The 18,512-nt window shown below is 35.6% G+C and carries 14 protein-coding genes; 13 read left to right on the top strand and 1 reads right to left on the bottom strand.

The annotated features are described in order from the left end of the window. The first annotated feature begins 49 nt into the window (after window positions 1-49). The 12 genes from A5821_RS10255 (at window position 50) to lepB (ending at window position 15,328) form a co-directional block, all read left to right on the top strand. Complete coding sequence (locus A5821_RS10255) at window positions 50-847, top strand: helix-turn-helix domain-containing protein (RefSeq protein ID WP_086314481.1); 798 nt, start codon at window positions 50-52, stop codon at window positions 845-847. Window positions 848-999: 152 nt separating this feature from the next. Further along, a complete protein-coding gene (argR, locus tag A5821_RS10250; RefSeq protein WP_086314480.1) occupies window positions 1,000-1,455 on the top strand; it encodes an arginine repressor in 456 nt (151 codons plus the stop codon). A gap of 37 nt (window positions 1,456-1,492) precedes the next feature. Further along, window positions 1,493-3,010 (top strand): phosphomannomutase/phosphoglucomutase, encoded by a 1,518-nt coding sequence (locus A5821_RS10245; protein ID WP_086314479.1) that lies wholly within the window; start codon window positions 1,493-1,495, stop codon window positions 3,008-3,010. 584 nt (window positions 3,011-3,594) lie between these two features. After that, entirely contained in the window at window positions 3,595-4,695 is a 1,101-nt protein-coding gene (locus A5821_RS10240) for a tyrosine-type recombinase/integrase (RefSeq protein ID WP_086314478.1), read from the top strand. 288 nt (window positions 4,696-4,983) lie between these two features. Then, a complete protein-coding gene (locus A5821_RS10235; protein ID WP_086314477.1) occupies window positions 4,984-5,706 on the top strand; it encodes a winged helix-turn-helix domain-containing protein in 723 nt (240 codons plus the stop codon). A gap of 165 nt (window positions 5,707-5,871) precedes the next feature. Next, the gene (locus A5821_RS10230; RefSeq protein WP_086314476.1) at window positions 5,872-10,737 is read left to right on the top strand and encodes a pectate lyase-like adhesive domain-containing protein; all 4,866 of its coding nucleotides are present in this window, start codon (window positions 5,872-5,874) and stop codon (window positions 10,735-10,737) included. Window positions 10,738-10,753: 16 nt separating this feature from the next. Continuing rightward, the gene (locus A5821_RS10225) at window positions 10,754-11,113 is read left to right on the top strand and encodes an LPXTG cell wall anchor domain-containing protein (RefSeq protein WP_086314475.1); all 360 of its coding nucleotides are present in this window, start codon (window positions 10,754-10,756) and stop codon (window positions 11,111-11,113) included. Then, window positions 11,110-11,904: a WxL domain-containing protein gene (locus tag A5821_RS10220; RefSeq protein WP_086314474.1), complete on the top strand. Its 795-nt coding sequence runs from the start codon at window positions 11,110-11,112 to the stop codon at window positions 11,902-11,904. The genes A5821_RS10225 and A5821_RS10220 overlap by 4 nt, the downstream gene beginning before the upstream one ends. Window positions 11,905-11,934: 30 nt before the next feature. After that, window positions 11,935-12,702 carry a WxL domain-containing protein gene (locus A5821_RS10215; RefSeq protein ID WP_086314473.1) on the top strand — a complete coding sequence of 256 codons (768 nt, stop codon included), beginning with the start codon at window positions 11,935-11,937 and terminating at the stop codon, window positions 12,700-12,702. 99 nt (window positions 12,703-12,801) lie between these two features. Next, window positions 12,802-13,887 (top strand): DUF916 and DUF3324 domain-containing protein, encoded by a 1,086-nt coding sequence (locus A5821_RS10210; protein WP_086315684.1) that lies wholly within the window; start codon window positions 12,802-12,804, stop codon window positions 13,885-13,887. 22 nt (window positions 13,888-13,909) lie between these two features. Further along, window positions 13,910-14,575 (top strand): hypothetical protein, encoded by a 666-nt coding sequence (locus A5821_RS10205; protein ID WP_086314472.1) that lies wholly within the window; start codon window positions 13,910-13,912, stop codon window positions 14,573-14,575. Window positions 14,576-14,587: 12 nt separating this feature from the next. After that, entirely contained in the window at window positions 14,588-15,328 is a 741-nt protein-coding gene (gene lepB, locus A5821_RS10200; RefSeq protein WP_086314471.1) for a signal peptidase I, read from the top strand. Window positions 15,329-15,416: 88 nt separating this feature from the next. Here the strand turns inward: lepB and A5821_RS10195 are convergent, their stop codons facing one another. After that, on the bottom strand, window positions 15,417-16,277 hold the full coding sequence (locus tag A5821_RS10195) for an RluA family pseudouridine synthase (RefSeq protein WP_086314470.1): 861 nt from the start codon (window positions 16,275-16,277) through the stop codon (window positions 15,417-15,419). Between the two features lie 359 nt (window positions 16,278-16,636). Here A5821_RS10195 and A5821_RS10190 point away from each other — a divergent pair, with 359 nt between their 5' ends. Further along, window positions 16,637-18,481, top strand: coding sequence for an ATP-binding protein (locus A5821_RS10190; RefSeq protein ID WP_086314469.1), 1,845 nt, complete (start codon window positions 16,637-16,639; stop codon window positions 18,479-18,481). The last annotated feature ends 31 nt before the right edge of the window (window positions 18,482-18,512 follow it).

Raw genomic sequence — 18,512 nt, 5'->3', positions numbered from 1 at the left:
AGTACAATAGGAATCGACAAGACGAAATAATTTCAAGGAGGGTAATAAATTGCAGAATTTTGTTCGTCAATTCCATTATACAGATGATCACCATTTGCCGATCATTCGTGGAGTTGGTATAGGTGAGGGCAGTAGTACTTATAATTGGGATGCTCGTATTCGAAAAGAACAGCTGATTGTTTTGCAGGTGACATTAACAGGTGAAGGTTTCTTAGAAATGGGCGGGAGAAAAATTGCTCTCAGGGAAAACAACGCTTTTTTTGCTAAAATACCTGGCAATTATCGCTATTTTGGTGAGGAGTGGCGTTTTTTATTTATCGAATTTTCAGCTATAATGACGCAATGGTTGGATACATCGATTTCTATTATAGAATTATCAATGGATTTGCTTGAAAGGCTTAAAAGCGTTGTGATTGATCTAAAAGATCGTGAGTTGAGTGCAGTACAAAATGCTAAAATATCATTTGCGCTTTTTTTGGATATTAAGGAAGCAATCCAGAAAGAAATTCAACAAAAAACGGATGGAATTCAGGCAGTAAAAAAATATATTGATACCCATTATTTTGAAGACATAAGTTTAGATTTCCTATCTGAGAGATACATGATATCAAAGTATACATTGATTCGTCAGTTTGAAGAAGTCTACAAGTCATCCCCCATAAACTATTTAAAACAGGTACGAATCATTCAGTCCCTGTCTTTATTATGGGAAGAAGAAGCAATTGGCCAAGTGGCGAAAAAAGTTGGGTTTTCAACGGGAAATTATTTTAGTAAAGTGTTTAAAAAGGAGATGGGGATGTCTCCAAGTGAGTACAGAAACCAAAAAGAAATTTATTTTCCACAATAGTCAACGAATCGGAAAGTGAATGCTGTAAAGTTAAGTTGTAGTGAAGGATTTTCTTATTTTTTCATAAATAAAGTAATTTTTACCAAAAAGAAATGCAATTTTTCTCGACTTTCGCTATAATAAAGAAAATAACCAAAACAGGAAGTGGACACATGAAAAAAGCAGACCGACAACGCTTGATCAAACAACTAATCACAGAAAATGAAATAGAAACCCAAGATGATCTGATTGCACGTCTTGAACAATCTGGCGTTAAAGCAACCCAAGCCACTGTTTCAAGAGATGTACGCGAGATGAGTATCGTTAAAACCCACGGCTCAGATGGTCGCGTGAAGTATGCTTTATTCTCTCAACAACAAGCATCCAGCAGTGAAGATAAGCTAAAGGAATCCGTGAAAGATTCAGTGATTCGGATGGAACGTGTTCAATTTATGGTGATTGTTCACACAGATATGGGTGCAGCAGATGTCGTTACTAATTTTTTAGATGAAGTCAGTTATGAAGAAATTGCAGGGACTGTTGCAGGAGTTGATACAATCATTATCATTGCTCGCTCAGAAGATGACGCGATCGCTGTTGTTGAACGTTTTGAAGCGATGATGGATTAAGCAAAACCAATCAAAAAATGAAGGGAGATTTGGTTACATGGATTTGAAAGCGTTACAAAACGGGTCAGATATAAGAGGGATAGCAGTAGATCATGAGGAGAAAATCGCGAACTTAACCCCAGCGCAAGTCAGGAAAATTGCAGTAGGAATGGTTCATTGGCTTCGTGATGAGAAAAACTTAGCTGAAAAACATCAATCAGGAACGTTAACAATCGGTATCGGTCATGATAGTCGTATTTCAGCAGATAGCTTGAAACAAGCATTAATCGACAGTTTCATTGAGCAAAATGTCAAAGTGTTAGATTTTGGTTTAGCGACAACGCCAGCCATGTTTATGGCTACTCAATTTCCGCAATATGATTGTGATGCAGCAATTATGATTACAGCGAGTCATTTGCCTTATTATTTTAATGGATTGAAGTTATTCACGAAATCTGGCGGAGCAGAAAAAGCGGATATTGCCTATATTTTAGAACACGCAGACAAACCTGCACTTGTAGCAAAAGCTTCTGTAACCAAAACTTCGATTTTAGACGATTATTCTGCTGATTTAACAGATAAAATTCGTATGGGCATGAAAACAAAAGAAGCAAAACCTTTATCTGGTTTTCATATTATAGTAGATGCAGGAAACGGAGCTGGCGGTTTTTTTGCTGAAAAGGTCCTAGCAAAACTTGGAGCGGATATCACAGGTTCACAATTCTTAGAACCTGACGGCATGTTCCCAAATCATATTCCAAATCCAGATAATAAAGAAGCCATGACAAGTATTCAGCAAGCAGTCTTGAAAAATAAAGCTGATCTAGGTGTGATTTTTGATACAGATGTGGATCGTTCTGCCGTTGTAGATGCATCTGGCGAAGTGATCAACCGAAATAATCTGATTGCTGTTTTAGCGACAATCGTTTTGGCTGAATATCCGGGTAGCAGCATTGTGACAAACTCACCAACTTCAAGTCATTTAAAAGAGTTTATCGAATCCCTTGGCGGTAAACAAGTGCGCTATATTTCTGGTTATCGTAATGTAATCAATAAAATGATCGAACTCAATGCTGAAGGAATCGATACACAATTAGCAATCGAAACAAGCGGACATGCAGCTTTTAAAGAAAACTACTATTTAGATGATGGTGCCTACGTTATTGCTAAAATCCTGATGCTGTTGCCTAAATTAAAAAAAGATGGTTCTACGCTAGGGGAGTTGATTAGTTCATTAAAACAACCCGCAGAAACCCAAGAATTACGGTTTGAAATTTTAGACAGTCATGTTCGTGATTATGGTGAACAAGTGATTCGAGATTTAAGTGGTTTTGTTACAAGTCAACGAGGGATGAAAATTGATTCCGAAAATCATGAAGGAATTCGAGTCAATGTTTATGATGAGTATGGCAGTGGGTGGTTTTTACTGCGGATGAGTTTGCATGAACCATTGTTGGTTTTGCAAGTTGAAAATGATCAAGCTGGGATGAATCGAAAAGTATTAGAGGGATTAGCAAGTTTCTTTGAAGCATATAGACAGTTAGGATTAGAGCAATTGAATAAACTATTGCGTTAGTAAGTGATACAGTATTTACAAGCCTAAAAGATAAAAATGATTGAATATAATAAAGTATTTAAAAAGTATACTAAACGGAGAGGAAATCATCTATTGATGACTTTCTTCTCTGTTTTTATTTTTGAGTCGGGATTAAAAAATAGAAAGAAGAGTTGTCGTAGATGGATATATTTTTGTAAATGATCAGAGCAGAGTTATGTTATGAACATAGAATGAAATAATAAAGCGAACAAGGGGAAATAAGCGGTTTTAATTGCTAAATTTAAATGTATATACAATATAAAAATACGATAAAAAAATTAAAAAAACTTCTTGTTTTTTATCAAAACAAGAAGAAAATGATAAAGAAATAAAATTATTTCAACATATAAATTTATTCTATTGCTTTATAATAGAGAAATCAATAGGTAGAACGAGAAAAAAGCGAGAAAAATTTTCAATTTTTTAGAAAAAAACCTAAAAAAATGAGAAAAAATTGAAGAAGTTCACTTTTTTGAACAATCAAACGAATTTCGGGAATAATCGGAAAGTTTTTTTCAGCCGTCAAATTCGCCGTCAATAAATATAGGAAGGATTTGATTATTTTGGCCAAAGGTGAGAATATTTACAAACGAAAAGATGGTCGCTGGGAAGGGCGTTACCCTAAAGGAAGAAAAGCAGATGGAAGTATCCATTATGGCTATATTTATGCGCGTTCATATCGAGCAGTAAAGGAGCAATTAATTGATAAAAAAGCACAGAAATCCTTTGGATATGTTGGCGTAGTCAAAGAATTTTATGGAACATTTGGAGACTGGGCCAATATTTGGTTAGCGGATATTATGGCACCTACAATAAAAGAAAGCACATATGCCAGCTATAGTAGTAAGCTTCAATTGTATGTTTTACCTTGGTTAGAGAAGCGTTCTTTAAAGAAAATTACATCATTAGATATAGATAAACTAGTTAAACGATTGTCAGAATCTTTAGCAGCTAGTTCTATTCATATTGTCTTTCGGATTGTAAAAAGTTGTTTTGAAGCAGCTAGAGAACGAGGATATATTTATATGAACCCTTGTGAGCGAACAAGTTTACCCAGAATCAATAAACAAAAAGTTCAAGCTTTATCACGAAGCCAACAAAAGGCAGTAGAAGCTGAAAGTATGAAGTCAATAAAAGGATTGCCAATCTTATTAGCATTGGAGACTGGGATGCGTATAGGAGAAATCTGTGCCTTAAAATGGGAAGACATCGATTTTGAAACAGCTGTATTAAATGTTCGACGTACAAAACAGAGAATTACTATGCCGAGTTCAACGGAGCAACGAACGAAAGTCATTGAAACAACGCCTAAAACAGATAATGCGGTTCGTTCAATTCCATTGTCTGCAAAGATCAAAAAAGCTCTGTTACATTGGATGAAGCAAGCAACTTCAGAATATGTCGTAACGAGTAACCAACATTCAGTTGAACCAAGAACAGTTAGCTATCGATTTGAACGAATCAAACATAAACTAGGTCTGGACAAGGTGTCTTTTCATGCACTTCGTCACACTTTTGCGACTCGTTGTGTAGAGTTAGGTGTTAATATTGCTGCGGTTAGTTCATTATTGGGACATTCATCAATTAAGTTGACGTTAGATACATACACAAATTCTTTTCTAGAAGAACAGCGAGCGGCAATAGACAAACTAGCATTTATTTAACTAATTTTTTCTAACTTTTAATTAAAATTATTGAGTGTTATTAAAATACAGCTTTTAATAACGGAAGTTATTTATATTTTCTAAGTTCCTCTATTTTTGAGAACTTAGTTTTTTTTCGCCGTCAAAATCGCCGTCAATGTCCAAATCAAACCCCAGTAAATAAAGGATAACACAGGATATTTCTTGTTTTGATAAAAAATAAGAAGTAACTTTTTCTACTTACCTTTCAAAAAATAATGTTATTGAAAGGTAACCCAAAATACATAGAACAAAGAGGGGAGTAAACATATGTATAACATAGGAATTATTTCTTCAAACAACGAGCTGACAACTAGTGCATATGTACACACATTAAAGGCAGCCGAATACGCTATTTATCATCTTGAGTTAAATGATTGTAGTACATGGGTTGACACCATAGAAAAACTAGACGCTTTGATTATTGAAGAAGCATCCATTGGTAATCAAATGGGGATTGTTTGTGACACCCTTATTAAACTTCGAGAAAGAACTTCTGCTTTAATTTGGGTATTATCAGAGACTGCTGATAAGCCTACCAGAATCGTATACATGAAATTAGGTGCCGACAGCATAATTGATAAAACGATCGACTCGGATGAACTGACATTGATCATCACTAAAAACTTAGAGCGCTATTTTGGTAAATCGACCAAAGGTTCTCAAAGGTCAACCGAGCTGACGCAAGATGGCGAACAAGAGAAACAAAAAATTAAATTGATTCATTCTAATTTTAGTGTGTTATTAAACGGAAATCAAGAAGTTAGCCTTACTAAACTTGAATTTCAAACAATAGAGTTATTAAATAACCACGTTGGAGAAGTACTGACCTATAACGAAATTTATAAAAATGTTTGGGATAGTGCTAAAGGAGATAAGCAGTATAGAGTAACGAATATTATTTATCACTTACGTAGGAAATTAGAAGGCAATGATAATGAAAATACTTATATTAGAACCATTCGCTCAAAAGGATATATGTTAGTTAACTAGTTATGAATTAGGAAATTTGAATCGAAAGAGTGGAGTGAATAACTGGTTTTCTTATTTTTACCTAAGCAAGAGACTTTTTGAAAAATAGTCTTGCTAGGTGAAAATTTGAAATATAGTGTTACTAATTTTTAGGAACACACAAAAAAGGAGAAAGGAGGAAAATAGTTGAAAAAAGTAATAGCGGGGAAAGTCACCTTATTATCAACGATTGGAATCTGCGCGATTTCATTAGTAGCTTTCCAAGTATTTAGTTCAACACAATTGAAAGCACAGGAAGAATCAGTTTCTACAGATTCCTCTATAAGTCAAACAGAAGCAGTTTCTAAAAAACAGCAAAAGTCTGACACATCGAAGGTGAAAGAAACAACAACTACTAGCGATTCAGAGCAACAACCACAATTGCCAGTAGCGAAAGAAGTTTCAACTGAAGATAACACACCTGAACAAACCAATATTCAAGCATTTAATCTGGCAACAAACGGCACAGGGATCGTGGCAAAAAATATCGCGAAAAGTTTAGCAGATATTCAAACAGCTGGTGGAGATGTTGAAAAGCTGAAGCAAATGATTATCAAAGACTCTGGTGCCAAAGCTTATGGTATGTCTGGTGGTTCTGTTTCTGATGTGACCAACCAAATCCAAATAGATGGTCTTGAAGGGCTAGAATCACTCTCGTCAAATGTGCTTAAGGAATTTCATATCAAACTGAAAGTTCCTGCCAACGTTTCTGGAACTACAGAAGATCTTTCGACTGAAGTGATTGTTTATATCGGTGAAGTTGCCAAACCAAAAACATGGGCGGAATTAGATGCCGCATTAAGAAATTCAGCTATTACGGTAATTGACGTTCAAAATTCAATGACCAATACTCGAACGAGTAGAAATGACATCAATATTGGCACTGCACGTGCTAACTATGTATTGTTAGGTAACGGTCATTCATTGGATTTTATTGGTGACTCTTACCGATGGCCGACATCTACAACTGCTGTTCATAAGGCGGTAGTTGATAATGTGAATATGTATGGTGGACATTACTATGGTCCAATCACAATGTGGGATGAAAATGGTGCTGGATCAGGAATAACTTATAGAAATGTTAATTATACTGGTTCGCAATTAACAGCTTCTTTTCAAGCGATTCTCAGGTTTGAAGAGAAGAATGTTATTAAATCTGTTGCAAGAAGCTACACCTCATACAATGGTACTACACGTTCAGTAGCTGATACAAATCAATCTGGGTTGGAATCACACACCTTGATTTTTGGGAAAGATACAGATACAACGATCGAGGTTGAAAATGGTGATGGAATCATTTTAGGTAGCTGGTATTCTAATACAAACTGGGCTCAATCAGTTCAACCCTCAGCAATACTTGAGGAAAATGCAGTTGCAACAATCCGAACACTGGGAAATACAGGGGAGTCTAACTCCTGGCAAACTGCAGGTGGGACGATCGAGTCTGCAATAAGTATTCAGCGCAACGGAAAAATAGCAGTTGGCAAAAATGCCTCCTTGAATGTAGAAACGGCAGAAGGAACAACACGTGTGCCTGTTCGATTAGGGTATCAAGCAAGTACAGCGCAGTGGGTTACCTCCATATCAGTAGCAGAAGGAGGAAGTTTCAATGTAAATGTCGGTGGACCAATTGCCAATAGCAACAGTAGAGCCGCAATTATGTTACAGCAAAACTCAGCAATTAATATTGCGGACAGTGCTGTGATGACCATTAATGCAAACAACATGACAACGGGTGCCCCTGTTATAGATATGGGTTCTAACTCTAAATTTAATGTGGGAACAAAAGGTAACGTAATTTTAAATAAAAACCAAGGAACAGGGCGAACTTTACAATTGTCTAGCGGTGCTCAATTTGAGGTTAAAGACGAAGGGGAAGCACACTTTAAGTCGGATAATGAAGATAATTCAACATCTTCTCAAATTTACGCTGGAAATGGTTCTACCTTTTTGATTGGCAATAAAGGCGTATTTGAATCAGTAATTTCACATGGCTCTGGCAGACGTAATATGTTGGATTTCGGAAGTAATACAACATTCCGATTCGCAAATGCGAAACAAATTGATTTGGATGCACGTGGAAACCCAAATGTGAACATCGTAAACATGACGAATCCAGGTACATTCCTGGCAGATGTTCAAGAAGTTTCTGCTTGGACTAAAGCAGATGCCCTTTCACCTGAACCTACCTATAACTGGACACCTATGTATGGTGTGAAGGTGGGATATAGTGGAACTACAACCTCTAGTGTTTCCGGAAACAGTGTAACCAATGCTATTCAGCAGAGCTTTTTAGACAATTATAGAACGGAAAATTTTTCAAGAGTACTTTATCAGTATATACCAGATGTCGTCATAGGTTTAAATACACCTGGTGATAATAGAAATCTTCCGAATGGACAAAAATTAACAGGCGTAGTTAACAACTTCGCTGCGATTCAATTTTATATTGTTACAGACGAAAATGATCCAAGCAAAGATGTGTTATTAACGCCGCCGAATGTTAATTCACCTGTAGAAGGTGATACGAGGAAGTTTCATACTATTGCAGATGGTGATGGAAAATATACGTATGATATTCCAGATAATGTACAGCTAAAAGCAGGTCAAAAAATCAAAGCTTACGGTTGGTTAAATGGGAAAGATTCTTTTGTAATAGAGACGGTACTAGATGAGACCGCGCCTACGGGAGAGTCTGTGGAATACCACACAGCAGCTGGAGAAGTCACTCCTAACGCAAACCAATTTGTGGCAAATCCACAAGATACAAACCCAGCACCGCAAAACTACAGATATGAATTTAATGACGAGACTCCGCAATCTAAAATCGATGAATGGATGCAAACACAGGGTGAATATACTGTAAAAGTAGATTTATTTGATGAAGCTGGAAATAAATCTACTATCACATCTAAATTAATTGTTCATGACACACTGGATAAGATTGATGCTAACGATATTAGTGTGAGCGCAACAGAAATCAACGGATTGACGTTAGACCAATTAAAAACGTACATTCTTCAAGAAAGTAAAGCTAATGCTCATAAAACAGTTGATGGCGTTCAAACGTCGTTGACAGATAAAATCGAAGTTTCTGATTTAGACGGCATGTCTCCAACTACCACTGGTGGTTCTTATAATGTGACGTTGAAAGTACCGGCAGCTATGTCCGGTTTAGGTCATGATCTTATTAAAGTGATCAAAGTAACGTTAAGAGATGAGACGCCACCGACTGGAACAGGGAAACTAACCATTGTACCTCTTGGAGATTCAGCGTTCATTCAAGATGAAGCAGATTTATCTAAGTTCTTAGCAACATGGGGTGATGATTACACCGAGCAAAATAGAATCACTATTCGTTTTGCGGATAATACCGATTTTGATGCACTCGTAGCAAATGAAGGCTATAACGAGTTTTATTTGATCTTAACAGATGAAGCTGGTAATGACAGCGTTCCTGTAAAAGTTCCTATCTATGTTTTCGATGGACAAGGTGGTGCAAATAGCATCAAAGGAACGGATTTCAGAGTAAATCGTTCTGATTGGGACACTAATTCAACGACTGAAGACATCTTACGTAATTATGTCATTGAACAAGGTAAAATCAAAGCAATTGAAGTAAACAATGCTGCTATTGCTGATATTACTAAAGACAAAACCAAGGTCACGATCGATACTTCTGGTGTTGGGAACAAAGAAGAAGTTCCATATCCAATCGTGTTAACGGTTAACTCAAACGGCGAACAAAAATCAGTAACGATCCATGTAACTTTTAACGATAAAACTAAACCTGAAGGAACAGGTAAATTTACGTTCGTTGATAAAGAGGATGTTTCAGCTATTAGCAATGTAGCGGATTATACGAAGTTCTTAACAGAGTGGTCAGACAATGTAACAGCCAAAGAGAAGATCAGTGTTACTTTAAAATCAGGCCAAGATATTGCTCAGGTTGTATCTACCATTGGACCAGCCTATTTTTATGTAACGCTAGCAGATGAAGCTGGAAATACAACAGATGTTAAAGTACCGATTTATGTGAAAGATCAAAATTCAATCATCAGTGATAAATATATCATCGAAAGAAACGATTTTTCTATTGCGGCAATTGACTATCCTAAAACAACTGCAGGTATTTTAACTATGATTCGTGACAAAGGACAATTACAACTGTTTGAAATAAACGAGACTTCAGTAACTGAATTGAATGCTGAGGATATCGTAATTACAACAGGTACATTGCCTGGACCACCGGCAGCTGGACAAGTTCCTGTTGATGGAGATTATGCAGTGACACTCTCGTATGGAGAGGGGACATCGAAAGCACAAGGAACACTTACAGTTACTATTTCCAAAAGTCTTGATACGTTGACTGTTGAATTTGTAGATGAAAAAGATTTGCCGATTGTAGGAGTCGCTCCTGTCGTGATTACAGGTAATATTGGTTATCCGATAGATTTGACTAGAGATAAAGATGTCAAAGATGCTTTGGCTGCCGTTGCAGCTAAAAAATACGTTTTGGATAAAATGCCTGATAATGCTACAGGTGTAATCATCAAAGATGGTGGAACGGTTGTTCAATACAAATTTAAAGGAACGTTATCAATTGATTCTGGTCCAAAAGTCATCAATTTTGGTACGCACAACGTATCGTGGAAAGCCACGGTTGAAAACAATCCTGACTATGACGTACCGCTTGTTATTTGGGATAATCGTGCAACGTTGACCAATTGGAAGCTAACAGTAAAGTTAGATCACGAAATGGAAATTTCTGGAACCGATCATACGTTGGCTGAAGCATTGAAGTATAAAACGGCGACCGAAGAAAAAACGTTAACTACCGATGCGCAAGAAATCCTACAACACAAGCACAGCAGTTCAGGAAAGTACGATGTTAGTTCAGAAACTTGGGGACCATCTAAACAAGGTTTACGATTAGAGGTACTTCCAGGTACTGTTAAACAAATTGGTGACTATCAAGCGAACCTGACTTGGCGTATAGAACAAACATACTAACAATGGAGGCAAAAAAATGAAAAAAAAGAGAATTCTTTATTTGATTCTGACCTCATTTGTTTGTGTGGGATTAGTGGTAAAAGCTATTCCAGTTCATGCGGCTGAGGAAGGTGGACAAGTTCAGACTCAAGCGGATGTAGGCTTTTACGAAGAAAGTACAGATTCTTCAACTGAACCAACTACATCTGAAACAAAGCCAAGTCAAAGTATTTCTACTCCTCCTCGTCCTGTAAAACCAACAGGAAAGTTTCCAACGACAGGTGAGTTAGTGAAAAAAAGTCTGCTCTTTAGCGGAAGTGCACTTGTATTGCTTGCTCTAATTTTCTTTTTTTGGAAACGTAAAAAAGAGAAGAAGGAAGTGAACAGCGAGCGATGATAAAAAAGAAATTGATGTGTTCTTTTATGATGGCGATTTTTCTGCTGCCGGCTCTGCCAACTACGACTTTTGCTGAATCAACAAGCTTGGACGGTGAAGGTACTATTGGCTTTAATGGAAAGTATCCCAAAGCTACCTATGATCCTGAACATCCGGATCAGGCGGCTGATCCTGGACCTAGTCCAACGACAGATGGGGCGTTAAGATTCGATTTTGTTCCACAACTTAACTTTTGGACGAATGCTATTTCTGATGAGGATCAAAGCTACTATGCCAATGCCCAACTATTTAAAGATAATACAGGTGTTCGTGGGAATTTTGCACAAATATCAGATTATCGAGAACAAAAAAGTGGTTGGCAATTACAAATTCGTCAGGAAACCCAATTTATGAATACTGCTACAAAACAAGAATTAAAAGGAGCAGTTATTTCATTAGATAAGTCGTGGGCTAATTCCATTACAAGTAAAGATCAAGCACCCTTAGTGTCAAAAGAAGTTATACGTTTAGACAATATCGGTGAAACCTATAATTTGGCAAGTGCAGAGATCGGTAAAGGAACAGGGAATTGGTCAATTATTTTCGGTGCGTCGATAGAAAATGATCAAAACCAAAAAGATACCCTTACTCCTCGTTTAGATAAGGAAGGGAATCCACTGTTAGATCCCGATTTTAACAATAAGCCAATCTATGAAAACAAAGCTGTATCATTAAACGTTCCAGGGAAAACAATAAAAGAACCTGGAAACTACCAAACGGTGATAACTTGGATTTTATCCGAGTTGCCATAAATAAAACAAAAATCTTAGGAGGAAACACAAATGAAATTAACACACAAATTATGCGGAGCTGCCTTATTATCAGTAGTAGGATTAGGATTAGCTTTACCAACAGTAGCGAAAGCCGCACCAGAGGAATTTAGCGGAGATGCGACAATCAAATTTAAAGAAGATAGTGAAGATGATACAGTAACGCCACCAGGAACAGATGGACCTGAAATTAGTGAACCAACGCCAAATCCTGATAACGGGCCACTAAAAATAATCGCTATTTCACCACTTAAATTTGGTGAGAATAGTATTACTGCAGCATCAAATGGCGGTTGGGAGTACTATGCTAAAACATTCCAAGCTCCAGAAAAAGCAAATCCATCAAATATCATTGATATGCCAAACTTTGTGACATTTAAAGATACACGTGCAGACGATAAGCCAAATACGCATACAGTATCAGCAAAAGTAACAACGCCATTTACAAATACAGCTAATTCTGTGTTAACAGGCTCAACATTAACTTTCTCAAATATTGGCTTAGGCACAACTGGTGATGCAGCTACTCAATTGAATTCATCAGCAATCGTTGCGCCAACAAGAGAATTATTAACAGATGGCACTCCAGTTACATTTGTAGAACAAAAAGACACAACCAAAGGATTTGGTAAATTTGATTTAACATTTGGGACAGTAGATGGCACAGATCCTACTGCAGACAAATCAGTTAAATTATCTATTCCAGCAGCAAACAACAAATTATCAACAGCAAGTGAATATAAAGCTGTTGTTACTTGGACTATCGCTTCAGCGCGTTAATCAACCATGAGTTAAAATAGCAAAAATAGAAAGACAGGAAACACTAGCTCATTTGAGCTAGTGCCCCTGTCATTCTTTTAAGAAAGGTAAATGACACGAATGAAAAAACAGAAAATCAGTTGGCTGATCGCTCTTATATACATAATGTTTGGGTGTTTAACTATGCCAGTTCAAGCAGCGGAACAAGACAAAAATGATGCCTCAGAAGGCGGTTTTACATATAAAGCAATTTATCCAGAAAATCAGCATAATGAAGTTGGCTATTTTGATTTACGGATGAAACCAGGACAAAAACAAACAATAACCATTCAAATGAGTAATAGTAGCACTAAAGAGATCGTCATGGACGTTCGACTAAATAGTACAAAGACAAATAGTAATGGTGTTCTAGAATATGGCTCGTCCTCGTTAGCCAAAGATACCTCTCTTAAGTATGACTTTAGCGATATCGTAAAAGGACCAGAAACCATTACGATTCCTGCGAAAGCAACGGTGGATTACAATATGGAAATTGCAATGCCGGAAGCAACATTTGATGGCGTGATTTCTGGTGGCATTGAAATCCAAGAAAAAGAATCAGAAGAGGCAAAGAAAAGTCAAAAGGGCATGGTGATCAATAAGTATGCTTATGTTATTGGAATGCTTTTGACTGAAACAGATAAAGAAATCAAACCTGATTTGCAATTAAATAAAGTATACCCAGAACTTAAGAATTACCGAAATGCTATTTTTATTAATTTTTCTAATAAAGAAGCAGCTTTTATAGATGAGATGACGATTGATGTGCAAATAATGAAGAAATCCTCTGACGAAGTTGTCTACGACACTAAGCAAAGCAAGATGAGAATGGCACCTAATTCGATGATTGATTTTCCTGTTTCGCTAAATGGGGAGAAAATGGTGGCTGGCGATTACCGCGCTCGGATCAACGTTACTGCAGATGGAGGAAAATGGTCGTGGGAAGAGCCGTTTACGATTACTGATGAAGATGCGGATAAGTTTAACCAAGAAGATGTCTCTCTATTACAGGAAAACGGCATTAATTGGGTAATAATTGCTTTAATAGTAGGTGGGATCTTCCTATTAAGTATAGCTATTTTCGTTATTGTTCGAATGATCAATAAAAAAAGTGGTAAGAAGAAAAAAGGAAAAAGAAAACAGCCTAAAAAAAAGGACAGAGTATAGACTGATGGAGGAGGATAGATAAATGCTGTTACTGGATTGGTTTTTTATAGGTTTATTATCGGGAGCTATCCTCATCAGCCTATTTGCCCTACTTGTTCTGTCCTTATCCTTTATAACGAATAAAAAGGAAAAACAATTAAGAGGCAAACGAAGCAAAAATAAGCGGAAAAATAAGAAAATAAAACGGGAACGATACAGATTAAAGGTAAAAAAGAAAAAACAAATTCGCTCCGCAATTAGTTTAGTGGTGTTAGCTATACTACTTGCTGGAGGCGCATGGTATACGCAATTTTATCAAAAAACCAATCTTGCTGAAGAAGATGCAGCAAACATTGTACAAGGTTACTATCTATTATCAGAGGTAGAAAAGCAAATAGAATCAGTAAAAGATACGGCGAATGTTGAAAAAACAAGTAGCAATCTACGAGAGCTGTCAGCGAAAATTGCTAGTTTCGGTATAAAATCTGCGAACGGTCGCTTAACGATCGAAGGACAACAGATACTAAATCGTTATTATATTCAGATGAAAGAATTAGGTCTAAATCTGAATAATCAAAGTGTCGAAACCCTTCGCTCAGAAGAGGTTTATACTGAATATGTAGAAAATTTAAATAAAGTGAAAAAAATCCAAAAGAAGGTTATCACTTATTTTAAAGTGAATGAAGCAGCTCTTAAAAATAAAAAATAAGCGATTGATAAAATGAAAAAAGCAAGTAAACAAGACCTTGTAACAAAGAGTAAAAAAAAGAATGAAGAGTTTCAAAAACCAAAAACGAAAGTAGGAACAAAAAAAAAGAAAAGAAATAAGCCGACACGCCCCCAAGCTGCCAAACAGAAACAAATACGAATAAAAAAGAGTTCTGCAACAAGAAAGCATAAAGTAAATCATCGTTTTTCTCTAAAAGATTTTGGGAAGGAGCTAGGTATCACGATTATAATAGTGATAGGCTTGTTTCTGCTCAGTTCTCAGCTTTTTTTTGCTCTTCCGATGTTTGAAGGGTATGGGATGGCTCCAACAGTTAGTGATGGAGATCGAGTTTATGTGAATCGTTTGAAGAAAGTAAGACGATTCAAACTAGTCTATTTTAATGTTCCTAATAGTAAAGAACGCTCAATTCGGCGGGTAGTTGGGCTTCCAGGAGAAGAAGTAAGTTATAAAAATGATCAATTACTCATTGACCAACAACCGATCGTTGAACGTTTTTTGGCAACAGCTCTTTATCGTGCGAAGCAAGAAGAAGAATTAGTAACTGAAGATTTTTCAATTAATCAGCTGTCAAATGGACAGCAACAACGGATTCCTAAAGGGAAATATTTGGTTTTAGGGGATAATAGACATTATTCAACGGATAGTCGCTATTATGGAATGATTGATAAAAAAGATATCATTGGTGTGGTTGAAACAAGAATTTGGCCTATCTATAAATGGAGATCGTATTAAATCGATTAAAAATGTATCTCCGAATAAAAAATAAACATCGAGTATAACGTCATTGGAAGAGGACGTTATACTCGATGTTTTGTCTGTTTTACCATAAACTAGGTTTGGCAATTGCCACAATTACTTCTCCAGTAAACGGATGAGTGAGGTGTAGCTCATAGGCATGAAGCAACAAGCGTCCATTCGGTTTTGGGTGATATAAAGGGTCACCAATGATTGGATGTCCCATACTCGCTAAATGGACACGGATTTGATGGGTTCTTCCAGTTTCCAGAACGCAATAAACAGTTGTTTGATTTGATTGTTTCACATAAGAGTCAATGTCAACATGAGTCACAGCTATATCTCCACGTCGTTCATCAACCACACGTTTTCGGCGATCATGCCGATCACGCCCGATTTTTTTTCGAATGGTCAAAGATTCTTTTAGATTACCTGAAACCACCGCTTGATAACGTCGATAGATTTGTTTGCTTTCCAGTAATCGTCCTAAAATCGGTAAAACGAAAGGATTTTTAGCAAATAGTATTGCGCCGCTAGTTTCTTTATCCAGTCGATGAACCACATATGGAATTTGGTTTTTTGGTGCCAAATAAGCAGCTAAATGATTAAGGAGCGTATCATGTTCATCAGGCTGGTTAGGATGAGTTTTCATCCCGATTGGTTTATTTAAAATAATTAAGTGTTCATCTTCGAATAAGACTTCAATGTTAAGCTTGTTTCCTAAAAGAATCGTTGGTGTTGGATAATCTTCTGGTTCAAACTGTAAAGTAACAATATCGCCACCTTTTACAGGGAAATGAAATAAGGCTGACTCACCATTGATTGAAACGTTTTTTCGAGTGCGTAAAAAGTGTCGTACTTTGCGAGGAACAAGCCATTCTTGTTCAAGTAATTCTCGAACGGTTTGCTCTTTAAAATTTTTCGGTAATTGGATGGATAATTCCATTTGTTTTCCACCTTTTCAATAGCGTTCTTTCTTAGTTTAACAAATGGAAGGAGAAGTTCAAGTGTTGAACGAGTATTTACGAAAATAGCATTTACTCTATGTGATACTGACAAGTAAGAAAATCCACTCATTATGTTCGTTAAGTGCTTTCCAAAATTTTCTTAGATAAATTATAAAAGAAATTAAAATATTCTGTGAGAGATTAAGACGGAAGAAAATCATTTGAAGAAGAGTGTAAAAATAACTATTTTAAGTATTTCACTTAAGCTGGTATATAATTAAAAAACGCAATTTTGATTGAAATTATTTTCTATTTGTATGATAATATACATATAATTTTAGAATAGGTCGTGATATGAATGAAACTGGTAAAGATGAAATTGGTGAATTTTAGAGGGTATGGTGAAGAAATTTTTTATTTTAAACAAATGACTGGATTAATAGGTAAAAACGATGTAGGGAAATCAACTATTTTAGAAGCATTGGATATTTTTTTTAATGCAGAGAATAAAAATGGTGTTATTCAACCAGATATCAATGATTTATTGATATCTTGTGATGAAGATAAATATTATACTATAACTTGTTTTTTTGAAGTACCCGAAAATGAAGTTGTAATAATTGATGATAGTAATCCAACAAATTTAAAAGAAGAATATTTACTTAATAAAGATGGGCTACTAGAAATAGAAAAAAGGTGGGATTGTACAGGAAAAAGTATTACTAATAGTAGTTTAAGCATAAATATAATCGCCGATATTCCTTATATTGGTGAAAAACAATTTTTAACTATGAAAATTGTAGAATTGAGAAAAGAGTTGGAAAACATTAAAGATGAAATTGATGATTATAACGACGTCAACAAGAGTCTAAAAGCTGAGATAAGGAAGAGGCTATATAAATTTTATACTAATGATATAGAAAAAAGAGAACATCCTATCAACATAAAAAATATCGAAACAGACACAAAAACGTTGTGGAAATCATTATCTAAAAACTTTCCTATGTATTTTTTATTTCAGTCGGATAGAAATAATTCTGATGGAGACAATGAGATACAGACACCTTTAAAAGCAGCAGCTAGAAAAGCAGTTTCTGAAAAATTAGAAGAACTGGAAGAAATAGAAAATTATATAATTAATGAAGTTTCCAAGGTTGGAGAAGACACTCTCAAAAAGTTAAGTGAATTTGATAACTCTATTGCTAAAGGATTGGGAACTAACTATAAAACAAAAGCTTGGGATAGTTTATTTAGTTTTAATATATCAGATGATAAAGAGATACCTATAAATAAAAGAGGTTCGGGAGTTCGAAGATTAATATTATTAAGTTACTTTAGAGCTGAGGCAGAAAAATCTTTTTTGAGAGCAGATAGTAAAGGGATTATTTATGCTATTGAAGAACCTGAAACATCACAGCATCCAGATTTTCAACTAATGATATTACAGTCTTTGGAGAAAATATGTGAAAATGATAACACACAAGTTATATTTACTACACATACTCCAGAAATTGCTAAACTGTTTGAGCCAGAGTCACTAATTTTCATTAGTAAAAATTCGTCAGAGAAGCCTAGGGTTGAAACAAATGAATTGGATAAAATAAATGGAATTATAAGTTCTTTAGGTATTCTACCATCTGTTTCTTCTAAATTTGTTATTTGCGTTGAAGGAGAAAATGATTTGGAATTTCTGAAACGTACTAATCAAGCAGTACCTGAACTAAAAGAGATTATTGATTTATCAGAAATATCAATTATCCCTATGGCTGGTTCAAAATTAAAGCAATGGATTGATAGAAACTATCTTGAAGATTCTAATGTCAGAGAATTTCATATTTATGATTCAGATGTAAATGAGTATTGTGAAAAAATCATTGAAATTAATAGATTGAATGACGGTAGGCGTTTCGGGATAAATACCCAACTATTGGAGATGGAAAATTATATTCCACCTGAATTAATTTCCAAAGAGTTTGGTATAGATATACCAGATGTTGAGGTATGGAAAAAAACTGATGTTCCAAAATTTTTATTGGATAAAACTTTTCTTCAGATTCCAGATAAGAAGAAAAGAGAGATGGCCTTAAAAGGTATTCTGAATAAGAAATTGCCATGTAACTTTACAAAAGAGATTTTGGAAAATTATGGTGTATATGAAGAGCTAGAATCGTGGTTTATTAAATTTGCAGAGTGTAGTCGCTAAAATTTGATAATTTAAGTTGATGTAAGTATTT

The sequence above is a fragment of the Enterococcus sp. 7F3_DIV0205 genome (assembly GCF_002141365.2).
In the GTDB taxonomy this organism is placed as follows: domain Bacteria; phylum Bacillota; class Bacilli; order Lactobacillales; family Enterococcaceae; genus Enterococcus_L; species Enterococcus_L palustris.
This window is presented reverse-complemented; position numbering and strand designations above follow the sequence as displayed.